We start from the raw sequence: 18,430 nt of genomic DNA, 5'->3' as shown, positions 1-18,430 counted from the left end.
TACATTCATTTCTTTAATTGTTTGATCTGTTTCATCATCGCTTCTACATTTTGTTCGATCTTAAATTCACTTTCATAAAATCGGCGGGCATTCGTTCCCATTTCTGCTCTCAATGATTGGTTATCAGTTAATTGACTTACATATGTTAAACATTGGCGATAATCCCCATTATTCACCCAATATCCGCATTGCTGTTTGACAATTTCACTGCCAGCATCTGTATTACTATCAGTCATAGCAATCACTGGTTTACCAAACATAAAATAACTTGTTAGTCGTTGAGGGTAATTAGGTATAGTAAAACGTTCGTCTAAAAATATAAATCCTACATCACTTTCTTTTAACAGTTGATGATAGGCGCGTTGAGATAATCTCTGTATAGTAATTACATTGTCAATATGTTTAGTAGCTTGAACAACATCTTCAAATTCAGTGCCATTACCTACAATCACCATTTGAGCATTGGGTATTTTGTTAAATCCTTGTGCAACTGCTTTAATCTTGTCTGGTGATTGTGGTACGCCAATATTCCCACCATAGATAAATGTAACTTTTTTTGCATCTAAACCATATTGACGAAAGATTTTTGCCTTTTTATGACTAAATTTTTGTGAAATATCGTATAATCCATTTCTAAAAATGTGTATTTTATTTTTCACAATATTAGGATGATGATTTGTAATAAATTTCTCATTAGCTTCTGACATTACACCAATATAGTCTGAAACTTTGTATAGTAATGTTTCTTGCTTTTTAAAATATCGATACATAAAGCTATCTTCTTTTAACATATTTAAATCAACAGCATTTTGTGGAAATATATCCTTTAACAATAAAGCCGTTATTGCATTAAATTGTTGCTTCAAATCTCGAACTAGTGGCCCAATTGTGACAGGTGGGGTTGGGTATAGAATCAACTGAAACGTATCGTTAGGAAAATATTTACCAATGGCACGTTTAAATAATCGACTAATGATTAGCATACTAATGCCTCGTTCAATTGCATTTGTTTGATTAATATTTGTGGGTAATTTCACTCTTAATATCGATACATTATCTTCTTTAATTACATGCGTCTTTTCTACGTGTCGTCTCTCCAAAGGACAGAGCACAACAACGTCTTCATAATATTGTTTTAATTCATTAATTAAATCAGGATATAAACCAATGTCTTTAATCGTTGAAATATTGACTACCGTTAAAAATATTGCTTTCATGTCATCACCAAGTTGTTTTTATAAATTTATCATCGAAAGGCTATAACACTATAGTTTCGATTGAGTATATTGAATTGATAATTTATGTAAATTTTTTCTAAAAATCAAAGGCAATACTATAGCTGGTATACATATACCGCTATTAATCGCTAATAAGAAATAATAAGGACCTAAATTAAACACTTTGAGTAAAATAAACATTAATCCCAAGCTCACAATTACACCGCATAAATAAATGATTGCTTGTGAATAAACAATGTTCATTGCATTTAATAACGTTTGATAAGTAAAGGCAATAATAGATAACATCACTATAGTTGCGGTTAAAAAAATAAATATCCATTCGATTTGATATGATTTACCTATCCAAATATTTATGACTAAATTCACCATCCATGTCATGAAAAACATACTTATCAAAATCATGCATATAATGATCATTAATTTTTTATGTATACGTTTAATATCTTGAAACTGTTGCGCTGTTAATTTAGCTATCATTAACGTCCAAAGTGGGGATAAAATAACCGTTGCCATAGTTAAAAATATTGAAAATAGTTTATACGTTAATTGGAATTCCACGGAATAAAAAGGACTGAAAAAATAGCCAATAAGTAGTGGTCCTGAATTTAATAAAGTTAATGAAGCTACGTCTAATAAAAAGAAACCTCCACCAAGTGACAATAATGGTTTAATTAAATCCTTTCGATACCCACTCATGTCTAATTTGACTATCTTTCTATATTTCTTAAAATAAAATACTGTAAAAATCAAAGATACACTTACATTTATTGAAAAATAAATTACGCATAACGATACAACGCTGTGTAAGCCAATCATGTTCATCGCTAATATTAATAAAGTACTAATGAATAAATTTAAAAATTGCATCAAATTAACAATATAAGATTGAAAATGAGCATGATAAATATAAGTTATGGTATTTAAATAAAATACAAATGGAAACATAAAGAATGTGATTAAAAACATTTGATTTACGTCTGATTTTGAATTTTTTATATGAAATAATGTTGTCCAATCCACCCATTGATTAACGATTAACCCTGCATAAAGTAATATAATTAAGGGAACAATCATCGCTACGTATGTCGTGTTGATGACTTCGTTTATACCATGTCGATCTTTCTTTTGAATAGCAATTGTTAATAGATTCCTTAAAGAATTAGAAATACCAAAATCCATAATATAAAACCATGTCATTGTAGATAATATAATTAACCAGATGCCATACAATTCATCATTGTTTAAGTATTGATTTGTCACTCGATAGAACAAGAAATTTGCACATAGTGATAATCCTGTAAATAATCCAATTAAAAGAACATTATTTTTATAGCTTTGATTCATGTTGTAATTCCATTCCTTCTTTTAAATAAATGCCCCATAATATATAACAAAAAATGCCAGCATTCGTTGAACTAAACATAATCATTTCTCCCATATTAACGAGTAACGTCGATATAAATAGTACGATAGTTAAACGAAATGGATGCTGTACAATGAACAACATAAACACGAGATAGATCAAATAACAAATTAATCCGAAAATACCTGTAAATATAATTAATGCAAAGAAAATATTCCCCGCTTCAAAGGTAAAGTTAAGTAAATCCAAACTTGTATTATTCACTGGTATACCAAATCCTCCACCAAATAAAGGGTACTTATCTAGTGCGTCCATTAAATATTCAATTTGTATATATCGAGAATATAATGCTTGGTCACTTCGCTGTCCTTTAACTAAAAAGGCTTTAATGCGTTCCTGAATAAAAGGATTCATAAAAATGATTACTACAGTCATAACTACACTACCGAAAATCAACCATTTATAACGCTTATGCATATTCATCAATAAGAAATACAAGCAGACACAAACAACAAATGATAATACACCTGTACGTGAATTAGTTTTCACTAGTTCATAAGTGCCAATTGCTACTATAATAAGTTGGCATATAATAAATTGTCTTTGATAATTGATTGATACAAGTATAAGTGTCAAACCCATTACCATAATGATTGCAAATAAATTTGGATGATTCAGTATACCTTGAAACGAATAACCATTAAGCAATTTCCCTATTGGTTGATTAATATAAAATGACGAACTTATAATCAACAACTCGATGTATACGGCTAACCAAAATATCAATTTTTTAAAGTCTTTGATCTGTGAAATTAATAATACAATGATCATTAACGGTAAAAAATAATTGATTAATTTAAGAATTGCAACCAATGGAAAGGCTGATGTCAACAAACTCGTAATCGCATATATTGTCATTAATAAGCACGAACCAAACACAAATAATGACATTACTTTACTTGTCGCCCATTGTCTTGAAGATTGATATAAGAAATAGCTACCACAAATGAAAATCAAGACATATTTCATTATATTAATGAATAATTGACTACCTTCAAAATCAATACCAGGCGAAATAAAATAACGCATCATATAAAGAAATATAAGTTTAACGACACCTATCTCACCTTGTTTAATGAGCAGCAAAGAACAACACATTGTAATCAATAATAAAGTTTGATTCTGTATGCTTAAGATAAATAAAATAATCGTTAATAAACACTCAATCCAAAACGAAATATTGATTTTAATACTTTTCTGCATTTACTTTCTCCACACCGTATCATTAATGATATCTTTATAACTTTGTATAATTTTCACTACCTTTTGAGAAACATGTATATCTTTATAGTCATTTGCCTCAATGATTGGAGATGCATTATCTTGCATCTTTTTAACCAGCGCAACCGACTGTATGATATTGTCAAAATGGATGCCGCCTAATACAATCGTTCCTTTATCTACTACTTCCGGTCGCTCTGTAGAATTTCTTAGTAATACTGCTGGAAATTTAAGTATTGCAGATTCTTCAGATAAGGTACCACTATCTGATAACACAACATATGCATTTTTCTGTAAGGCATTATAGTCTATAAAACCAAATGGTCGTAAACGCCGTACTAAAGGATGGAAGTTCACTTGTTGTTCATCAATCATTTTCCAAGTTCTAGGATGTGTAGAATAAATAATAGGCAATTGATAGTGTTCAGCGATTTGATTAATCGCATCCATTAATGATTGAAAGTGGTCTTTGTGGTTAATATTTTCTTCTCTATGTGCAGAAACAACGATATATTGTTGTGTTTTTAAATTGAGTCGTTCTAACACATCACTCGCTTCTATTTTAGACAACTGCTCATGTAACACTTCTTTCATTGGTGAACCTGTAACAAAAATATGTTCTCGTTTAATCCCTTCATCTAATAAATAACGACGACTATGTTCTGTATAAGGTAAATTAATATCACTAATATGATCTACTATTTTACGGTTAATTTCTTCTGGAACATTTTGATCAAAACAACGATTGCCCGCTTCCATATGAAAAATAGGAATTTTCAATCGTTTGGCAGCAATAGCTGATAAACAACTATTTGTGTCACCAAGTATTAGCAATGCATCTGGTTTCTCTTTCTTTAATACGTCATAAGCCTTTTCTATAATATTTCCCATAGTTTGACCCAAATTATCACCAACTGAATCTAAATAATAATCTGGTTCTCTTAACGATAAATCTTCGAAAAACACTTGGTTTAAGGTATAGTCGTAGTTTTGTCCTGTATGCACTAATATGTGATTAAAGTAAGTATCACATGCTTTAATTGTTGCTGATAATCTTATAATTTCAGGTCTCGTACCTATAATCGTCATTAATTTCAACTTTTCCATATTTATACCTCCAAGAAATATGTATCTGGATGTTCAGCATCGAAGATCTCGTTAGCCCACATCAAAGTGACCATATCTTCTTCACCTAAATTTTCAATATTGTGTGTATAACCTACAGGTATATCTATGATTTCCAATTTATCCGAAGACACTACATATTCAATAATTTGTTTGCTATCAGGTAATCGAAAGCGAATGATACCTTTCCCAGCTACGACTAAAAATTTTTCATTTTTAGTATGATGCCAATGATTTCCTTTAACTATACCTGGCTTAGAAACATTAACAGAAATTTGTCCTCGATCTGACGTTTTAAATATTTCTGTAAATGAACGAACCTCTGTCATCTTTATGCATATGCAATGGATAGCCGAATGCATTATCAGGTAAATAACTTAAATATGTGCTGTATAACGCCTTTTCAAAAGGATCTTCTAAATAAGGAAGCGACAATGTTTCTCTCATTTTTTTGAAACGTCGTAATAACTGTTCAATTTGACCTAACGTTTTACGATGTACATTGGGTACAATTGCAAATTCTGCTTGCTTCGTTGGATGGCCATTAATCGCTCTTATTAATTCACGAATAACATCATCAATATAATTCAATTTAAGTTCTTTAGTTGAATCAGTGACATGGATAGGTTTATTTCGAGCAATGTTATAACAAAATGTCGCAACCACTGAGTTATAATTAGGCTTACACCACTTACCAAATAAATTTGGCAACCTGTATATAATAACTTCATTTCCATGGACTTGTTTAAATTGTTGTAGTAACAATTCTGCTTGTAATTTACTTCTTCCATAATGATTATCTAATTCTGCTTGTATTGACGATGTAAATATAATCGATGGTCTTTTTTTATTTTTACTAACGATTTGTAACCAGTCTGAAAGTTGATTCACATTACATTTATTAAATATATCTTGTCTCTGTGTATCACTTATATCTTTTGTGGAATTAAAGCGATTCAAAGCAGCTAAATGAAGGATAATATCAGCATTTAATAGATATTGTTCTACTAATTTGGAGTTAGTTTCACGAGATATTTCATAGACTTGATATTGACTATAATTTCTCAATTCAATACAAAGGTTTCGTCCTATAAATCCTTTCGCACCAGTTACTACAATATTCATTCTTAATGTTCCTTCCCTGCAGTTGTTATTGAGTCTGATATACTTTTAATTCATTTCTTACATACTCTAAAGTTAATAATTTTTCTTTAATTTCTGCTACATTTAGTCTTTGTGTATTATTAGAATTATATTCATAAATCGTTTTGTCATGATGTTGTCCTTCATCAAAGTACTTATCATAATTTAGGTTACGTGCGTCTACAGGTATTCTGAAATATTCTCCTAAATCCTCGCAGCGTGCATATTCTTCTTTAGTTAACAAAGTTTCTGCCTCTTTTTCTCCATGCCTTGTACCTATAATTTGGATATCATTATTTGCCTCAAACAATTCTAATAAAGCTTGTGCTAAGTCTTGAATTGTACAACTAGGTGATTTTTGAACCATAATATCCCCATTTTCAGCATGTTTAAAAGCATAAATAACAAGTTAGTTCAACAGCTTCGTCCAAGCTCATTAAAAATCGAGTCATTAAGGGATTCGTAATTGGTAACGGCTCTCCTGCTTTAATTTTTTCAATAAATAAAGGAATAACGGAGCCACGTGAAGCCATGACGTTACCATATCTTGTTCCACATATAACAGTTGCTAACGGGTCTACCTTTCTCGATTGAGCGACAAATGTTTTCTCCATTAATGCTTTAGACATGCCCATAGCATTAATCGGATATGCCGCCTTATCTGTAGATAAACAAATAACCTTTTTTATTTTGTGATGTATAGCACTTTGTAACATATTGGCAGTACCTAAAATGTTTGTCTTCACCGCTTCTAATGGAAAGAATTCACATGAAGGAACTTGCTTTAATGCTGCTGCATGAAAGACAAAATCAACGCCGCTCATAGCTAAATCAATACTGGATAAATCACGTACATCTCCAATATAGAATTTTAATTTTTCACTTTTGTATTGTTTTCTTAAATCATCTTGTTTCTTTTCATCTCTTGAAAATATTCTAATTTCTTTAATACCGGTGTTAAGCAACCTTTGAAGAACAGCGTTTCCAAAAGATCCAGTACCACCCGTGATTAGTATCACTTTATCTTTAAACATAATAAAAAATCTCCTATTTATAAGAATATTCTGACTAATAATCTTAAAATGACTTCCACCATTATCCATTCACAGATCCATAGATTCATTTGACTACGAAATAATAACATTTAGTATTTTGAATGTTATTATTCAGAGGTGATACACAACCATTTCTTTTATTAAAACCATTTTAAAAATCGTTTAATTGTTTCCGGTTTACATGGTCTATCTGAATATATCACTTCGTTATTTACAATTGCTTTAGCATTTTGAATCATTTCTTCTATTTCATTACGATATGATGATAGCTTTCGCTCATTAAATAATCCATTTAATGCGAAGGGGCGTTGTTCTATAGAATGTGCATCCGAAGCAATAAAGTGAGCTAGATGACAGTCAATTAAACGTATAGATAACCTTTGAATATTTTTACCAAATTGACCTAATAACGAATCTGCTGTCAATTGACTCAACGCACCATTGCAAATTAACTCGTATAAGATACATGGATTTTTAGCAATCATTTTATTCCTTTCAGGATGAGCTATGATAGGTATGTAACCTCTGGTTTGTAATTCAAAAAATAAACGTTTGGTAAAATGAGGAACTTCTCCAAAAGGGAATTCAATTAATAAATATCGAGATCTATTTAATCCTTGAATACTCCCCTCTTCAATACCCTGTATAATTTCATCTGTTATTCTTATTTCCTGACCTGGATAAAACTCAATCCCTAATGATTTAATTTCAGTTAATTGTTTTAATTCCGCTAATTTAAGTGACGTTTGTTGAAAGCTATTTTGATATTTAGGATGTAAATGATGTGGCGTAGCGATGATGCAAGTAATTCCTTCTTGTTTTGCTTGTTTGAGCAATTGGATCATTGCTTCTTTTGATTGTGGGCCATCATCCATATTAACCAATATATGGTTATGAATATCAATCATGATTTGTCATCTCCGTAGTAAGCATAATATTTAGAGTTCTTCTCTTGAGGTGCTTTATTTAATACGATACCAATAATTTTTGAGCCACTTTTTTCAAGTAATTGTTTACCTTTCTTAACTTCTTCTTTATTATTTGATTCAACGTTAACGACATATACTGCATGTTGCGTATAGTTAGAAAATAATTGTGCATCTGTGACTACATTTACGGGTGGCGTATCAATAATGACAAAATTATATTTTTCCGAAATATGATCAAACATATTTTTAAACGATCTTGAGGTAATGAGTTCTGAAGGATTTGGCGGAATAGGTCCTGACGTAAGTACATCCAATCCTTCAATGTGAGTAGATTGAATCGCACTTTCATAATCTGACCATTTAAGTAATAAACTAGACAATCCTTCATTATTAGGCAACTTAAAAAGATAGTGCTGTGTCGGTTTACGCATATCACCGTCAATAAGTATCGTTTTATAACCAGCTTGGGCAAATGAAATTGCAAGATTAGCAGATGTGGTTGATTTACCAGACCCTGGTCCATCTGACGTAACTACAACACTCTTAATAGGATCATCCGCACTTGCAAATAAAATATTTGAGCGAATACCTCTAAATTTTTCACTAATAGGAGATTTCGGTTGTTCATTAACAATTAATTTGGGATATTTTCTTCTTACATTTGACATTGTACTTCCTCTTATACTTTAAATTTTTGTATGACACCTAAAACTGGTAACTGCAATTCATCTAAAACATCTTGTTCAGTTTTAATGCGTCTATCTAAAATATGTTTTAAATAAATGATAAGCAATGTTAAACCTAAAGCCGCAAGACCAGTAAGAAGCATATTATTAGTTATATTCGGTGCTACTTTATTCTCAGTATCGCTCGCTTTAGATAATACAGATACATTATCTACATCCATAATATCGGGCACTTCTTTAGCAAAAACTTTTGCAACTTTATTTGCTATCTTCGCCGATACCTTGGCATTTTCTGTCACTATAGAAACATTAATAATTTGAGAATTCGATTGATTCGTCACTTTTACAAATGAACTTAATTCCTTAACATCGTATTTATAGTCTAGTTCTTTTGAAACTCTCTCAAGTATCCTTGGACTTTTAATTATTTCTGCATATGTATTAACTGACTGCAAACTATTTTGCACATTATTTGGGTTTACGACATTGTTCTCAATTTGTTTCTGATTAACTAAGATCTGTGTCGAAGCCGCGTATTTCGGGGTTACGAATAATGATGTAAAAATTGCACTTAAAATCATAAAGATAACAGGGATGGTGATAAGTTTTTTAATATTTTTACGTAATACTTTGAAAATGCGACTTAAGTCTACCTTTCCTTCCATCATAGGCCTCCTCAATTAGACGTACTATCATTGCTGTGTTGAAGCGCTATTTCGACTATTTGTTCTATTTATAAAATTGTGCCAACGCTCACTATTATAAAATTAATTTTATAATAAATATATCGAATTTTATTATATCATGTTTTTTGAGCGATATATATTCAAAAAATGTATTATTAGGTCTCTTTTTTTCGAATAATTCGTATCATTTTCTCTAAGCCATAAAATATGTGAATCAATTTATACTCAGTTCTATCTTATATAAATAAAACACCTACTCGATACAACTTCGAGTAGGTGATCTCACTTAATTATGAAATTGTATATGTTTTTTCTCATAAAAATGGTTCACTGTATTGAGTAAAATACCTAAAATAATGATGCTTCCTGAAATAAACGTAATCGTCAAATAAGGTAAACCTATAGATAGTAAAATTGATCCTAATATAGCTCCAATAAAATTAGCAACGTTAAATATAGATGCAGCTAATGTACTCGCAAGTAATGGTGCTTCTTGAGCACTTAAAATAATTTTACTATTAAGCAATGGCGTTGTTCCAAATGTACCAAAACCAAATAAGAAGCAGATTAAAAATGCTAATATCGCATAATGCACGAATGTTACAAATAAAATGATTGTGATAAATAGCAATAAGAAAGTATAGAATAAATATTTAGTTAATGCATGTTCTGGTACACTTCCTGTGACTAAATTGCCTATTACCCCACCGAGACCAAATAAAAATAAACATATTGTTAAGCCGACGATTTTGAATGGTGCAAACTCATGTATCATTGGTTCCATAAATGTATATGTTGTAAATACACCTGAGTAACCAAAGACAATGATTGCTATAATGATTAAGATGTGAGGGTTTTTGAATACTGTTAATTCTTTAGAAATATTTACTTCTGAACTTAATGATACATGTGGCGTGAATTTCATCATGCCTAGCATTGTTATGATAGCTAACATAATCATAATGCCAAAAACAACTCTCCAATTTGCTAATCCACCTAAAAATGATCCAAATGGTACGCCTATCATTACTGCTATAGTCAATCCAGCTTGCACTAAGGCAATGGCTTGTGGTTTTTTAGCAGGTGGTGCAACTGCTGCTGCTACACTCATACAAACACCAAAGAAAGGTGCATGCATTGCAGCAGACAGTACTCTAGATAATAATAATATATAAAAATTAGGTGCTAACATTCCTATTACATTACTAATAACAAATATCGCTACGAGAAGAGGTAATAGTCGATGTGCATGTACTTTCATAGTAGAAATTCGCATGAAAGGACCTATTACTGCAACACTAATGGCATAAACACTTACTAATAAGCCTGCACTTGAAATAGATACACGCATATCATTGGATATTTGAGTTAATAATCCTGTTACGACATACTCAGCCATTCCTACAGTAAATGTACCTAACATAAATATGAAAAACATCATTTTATTTTCTCTCATCACTGCTTCCCCCTTTAATCGTTTCGTTAAAAAATCAACATGCGTGATATATTACAAAAAAATTGGAGGTACGTGAAGAGGGAAATTAATATTTTTTAAATACTCCAAGCGAGTTCTCATAAGCTTTCATTTTATTTTCATTATATTAAAATTAAGACAATTTTTAATTAAGCATTCTAAAGCATTATCTTTAAAAAATCATAATTCTTCTCTCTGAATTACTTTGCATTATAATGTATATTTTTTAAAATTGACGATTATGTGACACTAAGTAATTTTTTACTACATACTAAATAAGCAGGATTATTCATTTAATATACAGTATTATGTATAAACGTTATAATATAAGAAAATATATTAGGAACTATTATATAGGAGGTATAACATTGGGAAACCAACGTAAAGATCAAGATGAAAAAGTAATTGATCAAGAAGATAAGAAGTATAAGCAATCGTTTTGGGCAGATGTATTGAGCTTTATCCCCGAAATAATGAGTGGTATTGCCCGTGTTATTCGTTCTTTATTTTAGAAAGATATTTTTATCATCTTTAATTTTAATAATTTAATCTAAAATTTATTTGTGAAAGTGAGGTTTATAATAATGGCAACAAAGCATAAAAGAAGTAAAAGAGAGAATTTGAAGGATATTATTTATGAATTCTTCTTTCAATCAATACCAGAGATTTTCGGAGGAATTTCACGTATAATAAGAAACCTCATTTAGAAAAAATTAAAATGGATACTTTGAAATTTACTTATTTTTTACAAAAACTTAATTTTTTTCATCATTTGTCTTTACAAACCGTTTAAATTATTATATACTAGTCTCTGTTATTGATTTGGAGGGATACTCAAGTCTGGCTTAAGAGGCCAATCATTTATGATTGGTAGGAGCTTTTAGCTCGCGTTGGTTCAAATCCTTCTCCCTCCGCTACTTATATTAAAGCAAGTTCTTCTATTGGAGAACTTGCTTTTTTTTATTGCCTAATTAATTAACAAGGAGTATCGAATAAATCGATACTCCTTATTTGGTATATTTAAATTTATTTATGAGGATGGAATGTTTTTTGTGGTGCATAAATTGTAACACCATATTTATCTGCAATTCTTTGTGTTTCTTTATTAACTAGTTGATTATATTCTTTTGCTGAAACTTCACTTGCTTTAGGTAATCTACTTTCTAATTCTTGATATTGTTTTTCAGTCATACCTTTAGGAGCAATACCACCATATGGGCGTTCACCTTGTTTTGTTTGTTGTGTATGTTCTACTTTGTTAGTATCTTGCTTTTGAACTGAGCTTGCATCCGCCACACTAGATACACCTGCCATAGCAATTGTTCCAGCCAATACAGATCCTGCTAACTTTGTCATCTTTTTCATTGTTAAAATCTCCTTCCAAAGTGAATAATTAACTACATACTCATCATAACAATTTTTTTAATTTTAAATCATTTATTTTTATAATTTTTACATAAATTTAACTTTTATATTTTACTATAGTCACTATTAATTTTTAAATATAAAAGAGCACCTAACAAATATATTAAATTTTGTTAGGCGCCCATTAAGACTTTTTATTTAAATAATTCTTTTAACACTTTGAATAATGAACCGATTAATTGGAAGAAGTCTCCAGACATATCGCATTCTCCTTTCTTTATTTTCTATATAATTACTTATTTAAGCATGTGCCTTTTCCTCTGATGTTAGTTTTTCACTTTCTACTAAATCAGCTGCTAAGCCATGCCAGAATTGTTGTAATTCTTCTCTAGTTCTCACTGTATCAGAGCTATCTTGTCCGACAAAGTCAACGTGGTCCCAATCGTGTCTTGTTGGTGTTACTTGCCAAATGCCCTTTTGATTTTTATCTGTAGCATTTGTATATTTTTGATTAAATGGGTGTTGTGAAGAAATAACTGATACAAGGCCATCATTTTCACGCCATTCTTTTTCAGTTGCTTTACCAATTACGTTACCAGTTAAAGTAAACGGCAAGAACATATTTAAATCTGCTTTTTGTCTACCAAACAATCCTTTATGAGTTGCTTCACCTGTATATGTTTTATAGACAATGTTTGGATTTAATGATGTTTTACGGTTTAAATCTGTAGCACCATCTCTAGTTAAATCGTATAACCCGCTATCTTGTGATTTCCATAGTTTAGAATTTTTAACACGTTTGACATAGTCAATGTATGATTCGTTAGGTTTTTGTTTTAATCCCCATTGAGATAGTCCGAAATCCACTCTTGAATCTTTATTACCAAATGCTTTACCTATATCATAAACCACTTGTCTTACAACCGCTTCATTTCCGATTAAATCAGATGCATGTGTACCATTATGTGGCGTTCCTAACGTTGTAATTGAAGATACCATGTTATCATTATTACCTTTATACAATGGAGAGATGTTACCGCCATGTTTTTTCTGATAATCAATTTCTTCTTGATTACCATTTCTTAGTAGTTCTTCAAGTTGACGAATCGTTTGACCACCCATACTATGTCCAACTAAATGAACTTTTTGACCAGGTTGCCAATCTTTATAAACACCTTCGTACGTTTTACCATAGCGGTCATGACCATATTTCGCAGCGTGAGCAGCACCGTAGTCTACACGACCACCTTTAATATAATAGTAAAGTTCTACTGCTCTATCATAGTTACTACCAAAAGCACTGATACTTGCTTCGTATGATTTATAACCATTTTCTTCTAAGTCTTGGCGAATATTCATTTTATCGCCACCCCAATAGTGTGAAAGTACTGCTGGGTTAATATCATCTGTAAAACCATTGAATCCATGTACTAGAATAATTGGATCATGGTTTTTATATTGATCTTGTTTAGCTTTCTTGTTTGTTTGATCTTTATTAGCAACCGTGTCATTATTTTTAGATTTATTGTTTAAGGTTGCTACTGAATTTGATTTTAAAGCTTTCAAACCATCTTTTTCTTCTTTATCTTTTTTACTTGGATTATCTTTTGATAGTGTAGTAGTACCATTTTCTAATTCATCTAAAGAAATAGCTTGTTTCTTTTGTTTTGTTGATTTAGAGGCATCTGTTTGATTTAATCCTTTATTATCTTTCGAAGCAGTTTGTTGAGCAGTTACTTTATTTTGTGGCTGTGTTGTTTTACCTACTCCACTGAATTCTGGATCTACTTGCTTCTCTTTGTCGGCCTTGTTGTATTCTGGATCCACTTGCTTCTCTTTATCTGCTTTGTTGTATTCTGGATCTACTTCTTTATCTTTGTCGGCTTTGTTGTATTCTGGGTCGACTTCTTTATCTTTGTCGGCTTTGTTGTATTCCGGATCTACTTGCTTCTCTTTATCTGCTTTGTTGTATTCCGGATCCACTTGCTTCTCTTTATCTGCTTTGTTGTATTCCGGATCGACTTGCTTCTCTTTATCTGCTTTGTTGTATTCCGGGTCGACTTGCTTCTCTTTGTCGGCTTTGTTATATTCTGGGTCGACTTCTTTGTCTACGCTTTGTTCATTTGTGTTATTATTTTTTAACTCAACAGATGATTCATTATGTAAGTTTGATTTTGCTTCTTCATTTTTATTATTATTCTGTACTTCAACGTTATCATTATTATTTTTTGATTCACTAAATTGATTTAATTGTTCATCTTTAACATCATTCCCATGTTGTTCCCCAATAGATTGTGCTTGTTTAGCTTCAGAATCTAGATTTCCCTGATCTTGATTTTCAGCTGCTTGTGCAGAACCGCCACCGATAAATAATAAGGCTGCAATTAAAATCGATGATGTTCCTACGCTAAATTTACGAATACTATATTTATTTTCTCTATTTTTCATATTCAGCACCTCTATTTTATTTTTAATTTTCAAATCAATTCTATGTGACTAAATAAATAAATTAATGATTGCACGTGGTAAAAATTCAAATAGTTTAGTAAACCAAGCTTTCATAATGACCATCCTTTCTCATTTAATAGTAAGCGCTTTCAAAAGCATTAAAATAAAAAATCCTTTTTACATTAAAACCAACACTTACTTTAACTGGTTATTTATTAAAATGTTACGAATTTTTGTACAAAAAGTCAATCATCAATTCCAATTTTATATAATTTTTATTTTTTACCTAGATATACTTTATATATTAATAGTTAATCTTAAAATACAAACATTAAACGAGTTGGATATCAATTTTAGGGTAAAGTCGACTAAGAGGTGAAGGCATATGTCAGATATTAAAGTCATTGGCGCCAAACAAAATAATTTAAAGAATATTGATGTTACTATTCCTAAACATCAACTTACAGTTTTTACAGGGAGGTCTGGCTCCGGTAAGTCTTCTTTAGTATTTAATACACTAGCAGCTGAATCTGAGCGTTTACTCAATGAGACCTATTCAAGTTATATACAACATCAATTGAGTCAATTTTCAAAACCTGATGTTGATCAAATTCAAAACTTACCTGTTTCAATGATTATTAATCAAAAACGATTAGGAGGAAATTCTCGTTCCACAGTTGGGACGATTTCTGATATTTATGCATCAGTGCGTTTATTATGGTCACGTATAGGAGAACCATTTGTAGGTTATTCTGATGTCTTTTCTTTTAACAATACAAAAGGTATGTGCGAAACTTGTTCAGGATTAGGTTATGTAGAGGATATTGATTTAAATGAATTAATTGATTTTGATAAGTCTTTAAATGAAGATGCTATCAATTTTCCATCTTTCCGACCTGATAGTTGGAGAGGGAAACGTTATTTATATACTGGATTGTTTGATAACGATAAAAAGTTAAAAGATTATACTAAGGAAGAATTAGATACATTTTTATATACTGAACCAACAAAACTTAAAAATCCTCCTTCTAATTGGCCCAGAACCGCAAAATTTGAAGGTTTAATTCATAGGTTCAGACGCTCATTTTTACTAAATGATAATTTTGAGAAAAAGAGATTTGCTAAAGATATAGAACGTGTTGTTCATAAACATGCATGCCCAGATTGTCATGGTAAACGTCTCAATGATAAAGTACTAAGTTGTAAAATTAATGGTATGAATATTGCTGATTTTACTGATTTACAAATTGATGATGCGTTAGACTTTTTACATAAGATTCATTCTACTAAAGCACAAGTAATTATCGAACCGTTAAAAAAACAGCTTGAATCACTTAGTTATGTAGGTCTCAATTATCTAACTTTATCTCGTGAAACCACGTCATTATCTGGTGGTGAATCGCAACGTATCAAACTTATTCGTCATCTCAACAGTCCATTGAGCGATTTAGTTTATATTATTGATGAACCAAGTGTTGGACTGCATCCTGAAGATATTCAACGAATTAATGATTTAATTCAATCTTTAAAAGATAAGGGGAATACTGTACTCGTTGTAGAACATGACCCTGATGTCATTAAAACTGCCGACCATGTTATCGATATTGGGCCATTAGCCGGTAAAGATGGCGGACAAATTACTTTTGAAGGTAGTTACCAAGACTTACTTAAATCTAGTACAAGTACTGGACAAGCGTTGCATCGCTCTCATGATTTAAAAGAACATATTAGAGTGTCATCTGATATGTTAGATATTAAGGATATTTCTAAAAATAATTTACAACATATTACGACTCAATTACCTAAATATGCGATGACTGTTGTTACAGGCGTAGCTGGTTCTGGTAAAAGTTCTTTAATTACAACAGCATTTGAAAAAGATGAGCAAGCTATATTTATCGATCAAAAGCCTGCTCATGCTTCAAACCGTTCGAATCTACTAACTTATTTAAATATCTTTGATGATGTAAGAGCATTCTTTAGTAAGCAAACTGGCTTAAAGAAAAGTATGTTTAGTTATAATTCAGAAGGTGCATGCCCAGAGTGTCATGGTAAAGGAGTTATTAAAACTGAATTAGCATTTATGCCCGATTTTTCTCAAACATGTGAAATGTGCGGTGGTACAAGATATCGTCCCGAGGTGCTTGAAGCTAAAGTAAATGGCTATTCTATTGCAGATATTTTATCTTTAACAGTTCAAGAAGCTATTGAGAAATTTAAAGATGACAATCATATTGTGCAACCTTTACAAGCCCTAGCCAATACTGGATTGTATTATATGACACTTGGACAGTCCCTTGATACATTGTCTGGTGGTGAAATTCAACGTGTTAAATTAAGTAAATATTTAACAGAAACTTTACATGATGCGATATTTATTTTTGATGAGCCCACTACTGGACTTCATGAAGATGACCTGCCCATTTTAATTGAATGCTTTAACCATTTAATTGAAGAAGGTAATACCGTTATTTTAATTGAACATAATTTAACAATGATGACTCAAGCGGATTGGTTTATAGATATTGGCCCTTATGCTGGCGATAAAGGCGGACAATTACTATATAGCGGTGAGCCAAAAGGATTATTAGATATAGATCAATCCGTAACTGCCAAACATTTGAAAAGATATATTCAATCCTAGTTAGGATATCAATATAACAACCAGTACAATAGTGATATATACACCCTTGTACTAGGTTGTTATTGTTTTTAATAAGTAATTAGTATACAAACTTCAAACTTACTTATCTTTAAAAAAAGACTTTGTCAGTCATATTAATAATATATTCTTATTCATAATTTCTTATAGTCTCTTACTTTTATACTAAGTTAAAGTCTTATCCTCTATTTTTTACAAATTTTTAAATTTATAAATATTTGCTCATAAATGTTAAATTTTCCTCACTGTTTATCTCTATCCATGTTATGCTTAAATTGTTTGGAATTAAATGCATATTTATTTATAATAATTCATCAATATAGAATTTGGGTAGGAGGAGATTTTATGAAAGCAGAACAAATAAAAAAAGAAAAGCATACATCTTCACCTAAGAGAAAGTTTAAGTTAAAAATGCCTGGTGCTTTTGCAATTTTATTCATTTTAACCATTCTAGCTGTATTAGCAACTTGGATGATTCCAGCAGGTTCTTATTCAAAATTATCTTATGAAGATCACTCATTAAAGGTCGAAAATCCTCAAGGTAAAGTTGAAACACATAAAGCAACACAACAGGAATTAGACAAAATGGGTGTCAAAATTGATATTAATCAGTTCACCTCTGGCGCGATCAATAAGCCTGTATCTATTCCAAATACTTATGAACGTTTAGATCAACATCCTGCTAAATTAACTGACATTACAAGTAGCATGGTTAACGGAACCATTGAAGCTGCTGATATTATGGTCTTTATACTTATACTAGGTGGTTTAATTGGTGTTGTTCAAGCGAGTGGTGCTTTTGAATCCGGACTTCTCGCGTTGACTCAAAAGACAAAAGGGAGAGAATTTCTTTTAATCTTCTTTGTTTCTATATTAATGGTACTTGGTGGAACACTATGTGGTATAGAAGAAGAAGCTGTAGCCTTCTACCCTATTCTTGTCCCTATATTTATCGCAATGGGATATGATTCT

12 protein-coding genes, 1 tRNA gene and 3 pseudogenes are annotated in these 18,430 nt (G+C 31.0%); 4 read left to right on the top strand and 12 right to left on the bottom strand.

Going from position 1 to position 18,430, the window contains the following annotated elements; translation table 11 throughout:
• Nucleotides 1-5: 5 nt before the first annotated feature.
• From N524_RS0105690 to N524_RS0105645, 10 genes and pseudogenes are all read right to left on the bottom strand, one after another.
• Nucleotides 6-1,217, bottom strand: a complete 1,212-nt coding sequence (locus N524_RS0105690; protein WP_029055893.1) for a glycosyltransferase family 4 protein — start codon at nt 1,215-1,217, stop codon at nt 6-8.
• 48 nt (nt 1,218-1,265) lie between these two features.
• Nucleotides 1,266-2,585, bottom strand: coding sequence for a hypothetical protein (locus N524_RS0105685; RefSeq protein WP_029055892.1), 1,320 nt, complete (start codon nt 2,583-2,585; stop codon nt 1,266-1,268).
• Nucleotides 2,569-3,867, bottom strand: a complete 1,299-nt coding sequence (locus N524_RS0105680; RefSeq protein ID WP_029055891.1) for an O-antigen ligase family protein — start codon at nt 3,865-3,867, stop codon at nt 2,569-2,571. Before N524_RS0105680 ends, N524_RS0105685 begins: the two co-directional genes overlap by 17 nt.
• Nucleotides 3,868-4,992 carry a non-hydrolyzing UDP-N-acetylglucosamine 2-epimerase gene (gene wecB, locus N524_RS0105675; RefSeq protein WP_017637269.1) on the bottom strand — a complete coding sequence of 375 codons (1,125 nt, stop codon included), beginning with the start codon at nt 4,990-4,992 and terminating at the stop codon, nt 3,868-3,870.
• A gap of 2 nt (nt 4,993-4,994) precedes the next feature.
• A pseudogene (locus N524_RS12775) lies at nt 4,995-6,135 on the bottom strand (polysaccharide biosynthesis C-terminal domain-containing protein).
• Between the two features lie 25 nt (nt 6,136-6,160).
• Nucleotides 6,161-7,187: pseudogene (locus tag N524_RS12770) on the bottom strand (SDR family NAD(P)-dependent oxidoreductase).
• A gap of 161 nt (nt 7,188-7,348) precedes the next feature.
• Nucleotides 7,349-8,116, bottom strand: coding sequence for a tyrosine-protein phosphatase (locus N524_RS0105660; protein ID WP_029055890.1), 768 nt, complete (start codon nt 8,114-8,116; stop codon nt 7,349-7,351).
• Complete coding sequence (locus tag N524_RS0105655; RefSeq protein ID WP_017637273.1) at nt 8,113-8,805, bottom strand: polysaccharide biosynthesis tyrosine autokinase; 693 nt, start codon at nt 8,803-8,805, stop codon at nt 8,113-8,115. The genes N524_RS0105660 and N524_RS0105655 overlap by 4 nt, the downstream gene beginning before the upstream one ends.
• An 11-nt stretch (nt 8,806-8,816) precedes the next feature.
• Complete coding sequence (locus N524_RS0105650; RefSeq protein WP_017637274.1) at nt 8,817-9,488, bottom strand: Wzz/FepE/Etk N-terminal domain-containing protein; 672 nt, start codon at nt 9,486-9,488, stop codon at nt 8,817-8,819.
• A gap of 307 nt (nt 9,489-9,795) precedes the next feature.
• Nucleotides 9,796-10,965 carry an MFS transporter gene (locus N524_RS0105645; RefSeq protein ID WP_029055889.1) on the bottom strand — a complete coding sequence of 390 codons (1,170 nt, stop codon included), beginning with the start codon at nt 10,963-10,965 and terminating at the stop codon, nt 9,796-9,798.
• 386 nt (nt 10,966-11,351) lie between these two features.
• On the opposite strand from N524_RS0105645, the gene N524_RS13555 reads away from it, so the two are divergent.
• Together N524_RS13555 and N524_RS0105635 are read left to right on the top strand one after the other, a co-directional pair.
• Nucleotides 11,352-11,495 carry a hypothetical protein gene (locus N524_RS13555; protein WP_017637276.1) on the top strand — a complete coding sequence of 48 codons (144 nt, stop codon included), beginning with the start codon at nt 11,352-11,354 and terminating at the stop codon, nt 11,493-11,495.
• 312 nt (nt 11,496-11,807) lie between these two features.
• Nucleotides 11,808-11,897 (top strand) — tRNA-Ile (locus N524_RS0105635).
• 112 nt (nt 11,898-12,009) lie between these two features.
• On the opposite strand, the gene N524_RS0105630 is transcribed toward N524_RS0105635, so the two are convergent.
• Nucleotides 12,010-12,348 carry a cell surface protein gene (locus tag N524_RS0105630; RefSeq protein WP_029055888.1) on the bottom strand — a complete coding sequence of 113 codons (339 nt, stop codon included), beginning with the start codon at nt 12,346-12,348 and terminating at the stop codon, nt 12,010-12,012.
• Nucleotides 12,349-12,648: 300 nt separating this feature from the next.
• Nucleotides 12,649-14,796 carry a YSIRK-targeted triacylglycerol lipase gene (gene lip / locus N524_RS0105625; protein WP_029055887.1) on the bottom strand — a complete coding sequence of 716 codons (2,148 nt, stop codon included), beginning with the start codon at nt 14,794-14,796 and terminating at the stop codon, nt 12,649-12,651.
• A gap of 385 nt (nt 14,797-15,181) precedes the next feature.
• On the opposite strand from lip, the gene N524_RS0105620 reads away from it, so the two are divergent.
• Both N524_RS0105620 and N524_RS0105615 read left to right on the top strand, forming a co-directional pair.
• Complete coding sequence (locus tag N524_RS0105620) at nt 15,182-17,440, top strand: ATP-binding cassette domain-containing protein (RefSeq protein ID WP_029055886.1); 2,259 nt, start codon at nt 15,182-15,184, stop codon at nt 17,438-17,440.
• A gap of 363 nt (nt 17,441-17,803) precedes the next feature.
• Nucleotides 17,804-18,430: pseudogene (locus N524_RS0105615) on the top strand (YfcC family protein); the annotation flags it as partial.

Origin of the sequence: Staphylococcus sp. URHA0057 (genome assembly GCF_000620265.1) — a bacterium.
In the GTDB taxonomy this organism is placed as follows: domain Bacteria; phylum Bacillota; class Bacilli; order Staphylococcales; family Staphylococcaceae; genus Staphylococcus; species Staphylococcus pasteuri.
The sequence above is the reverse complement of the archived record's forward strand: the minus strand, read 5'-3'. Positions and strand labels throughout refer to the sequence as shown.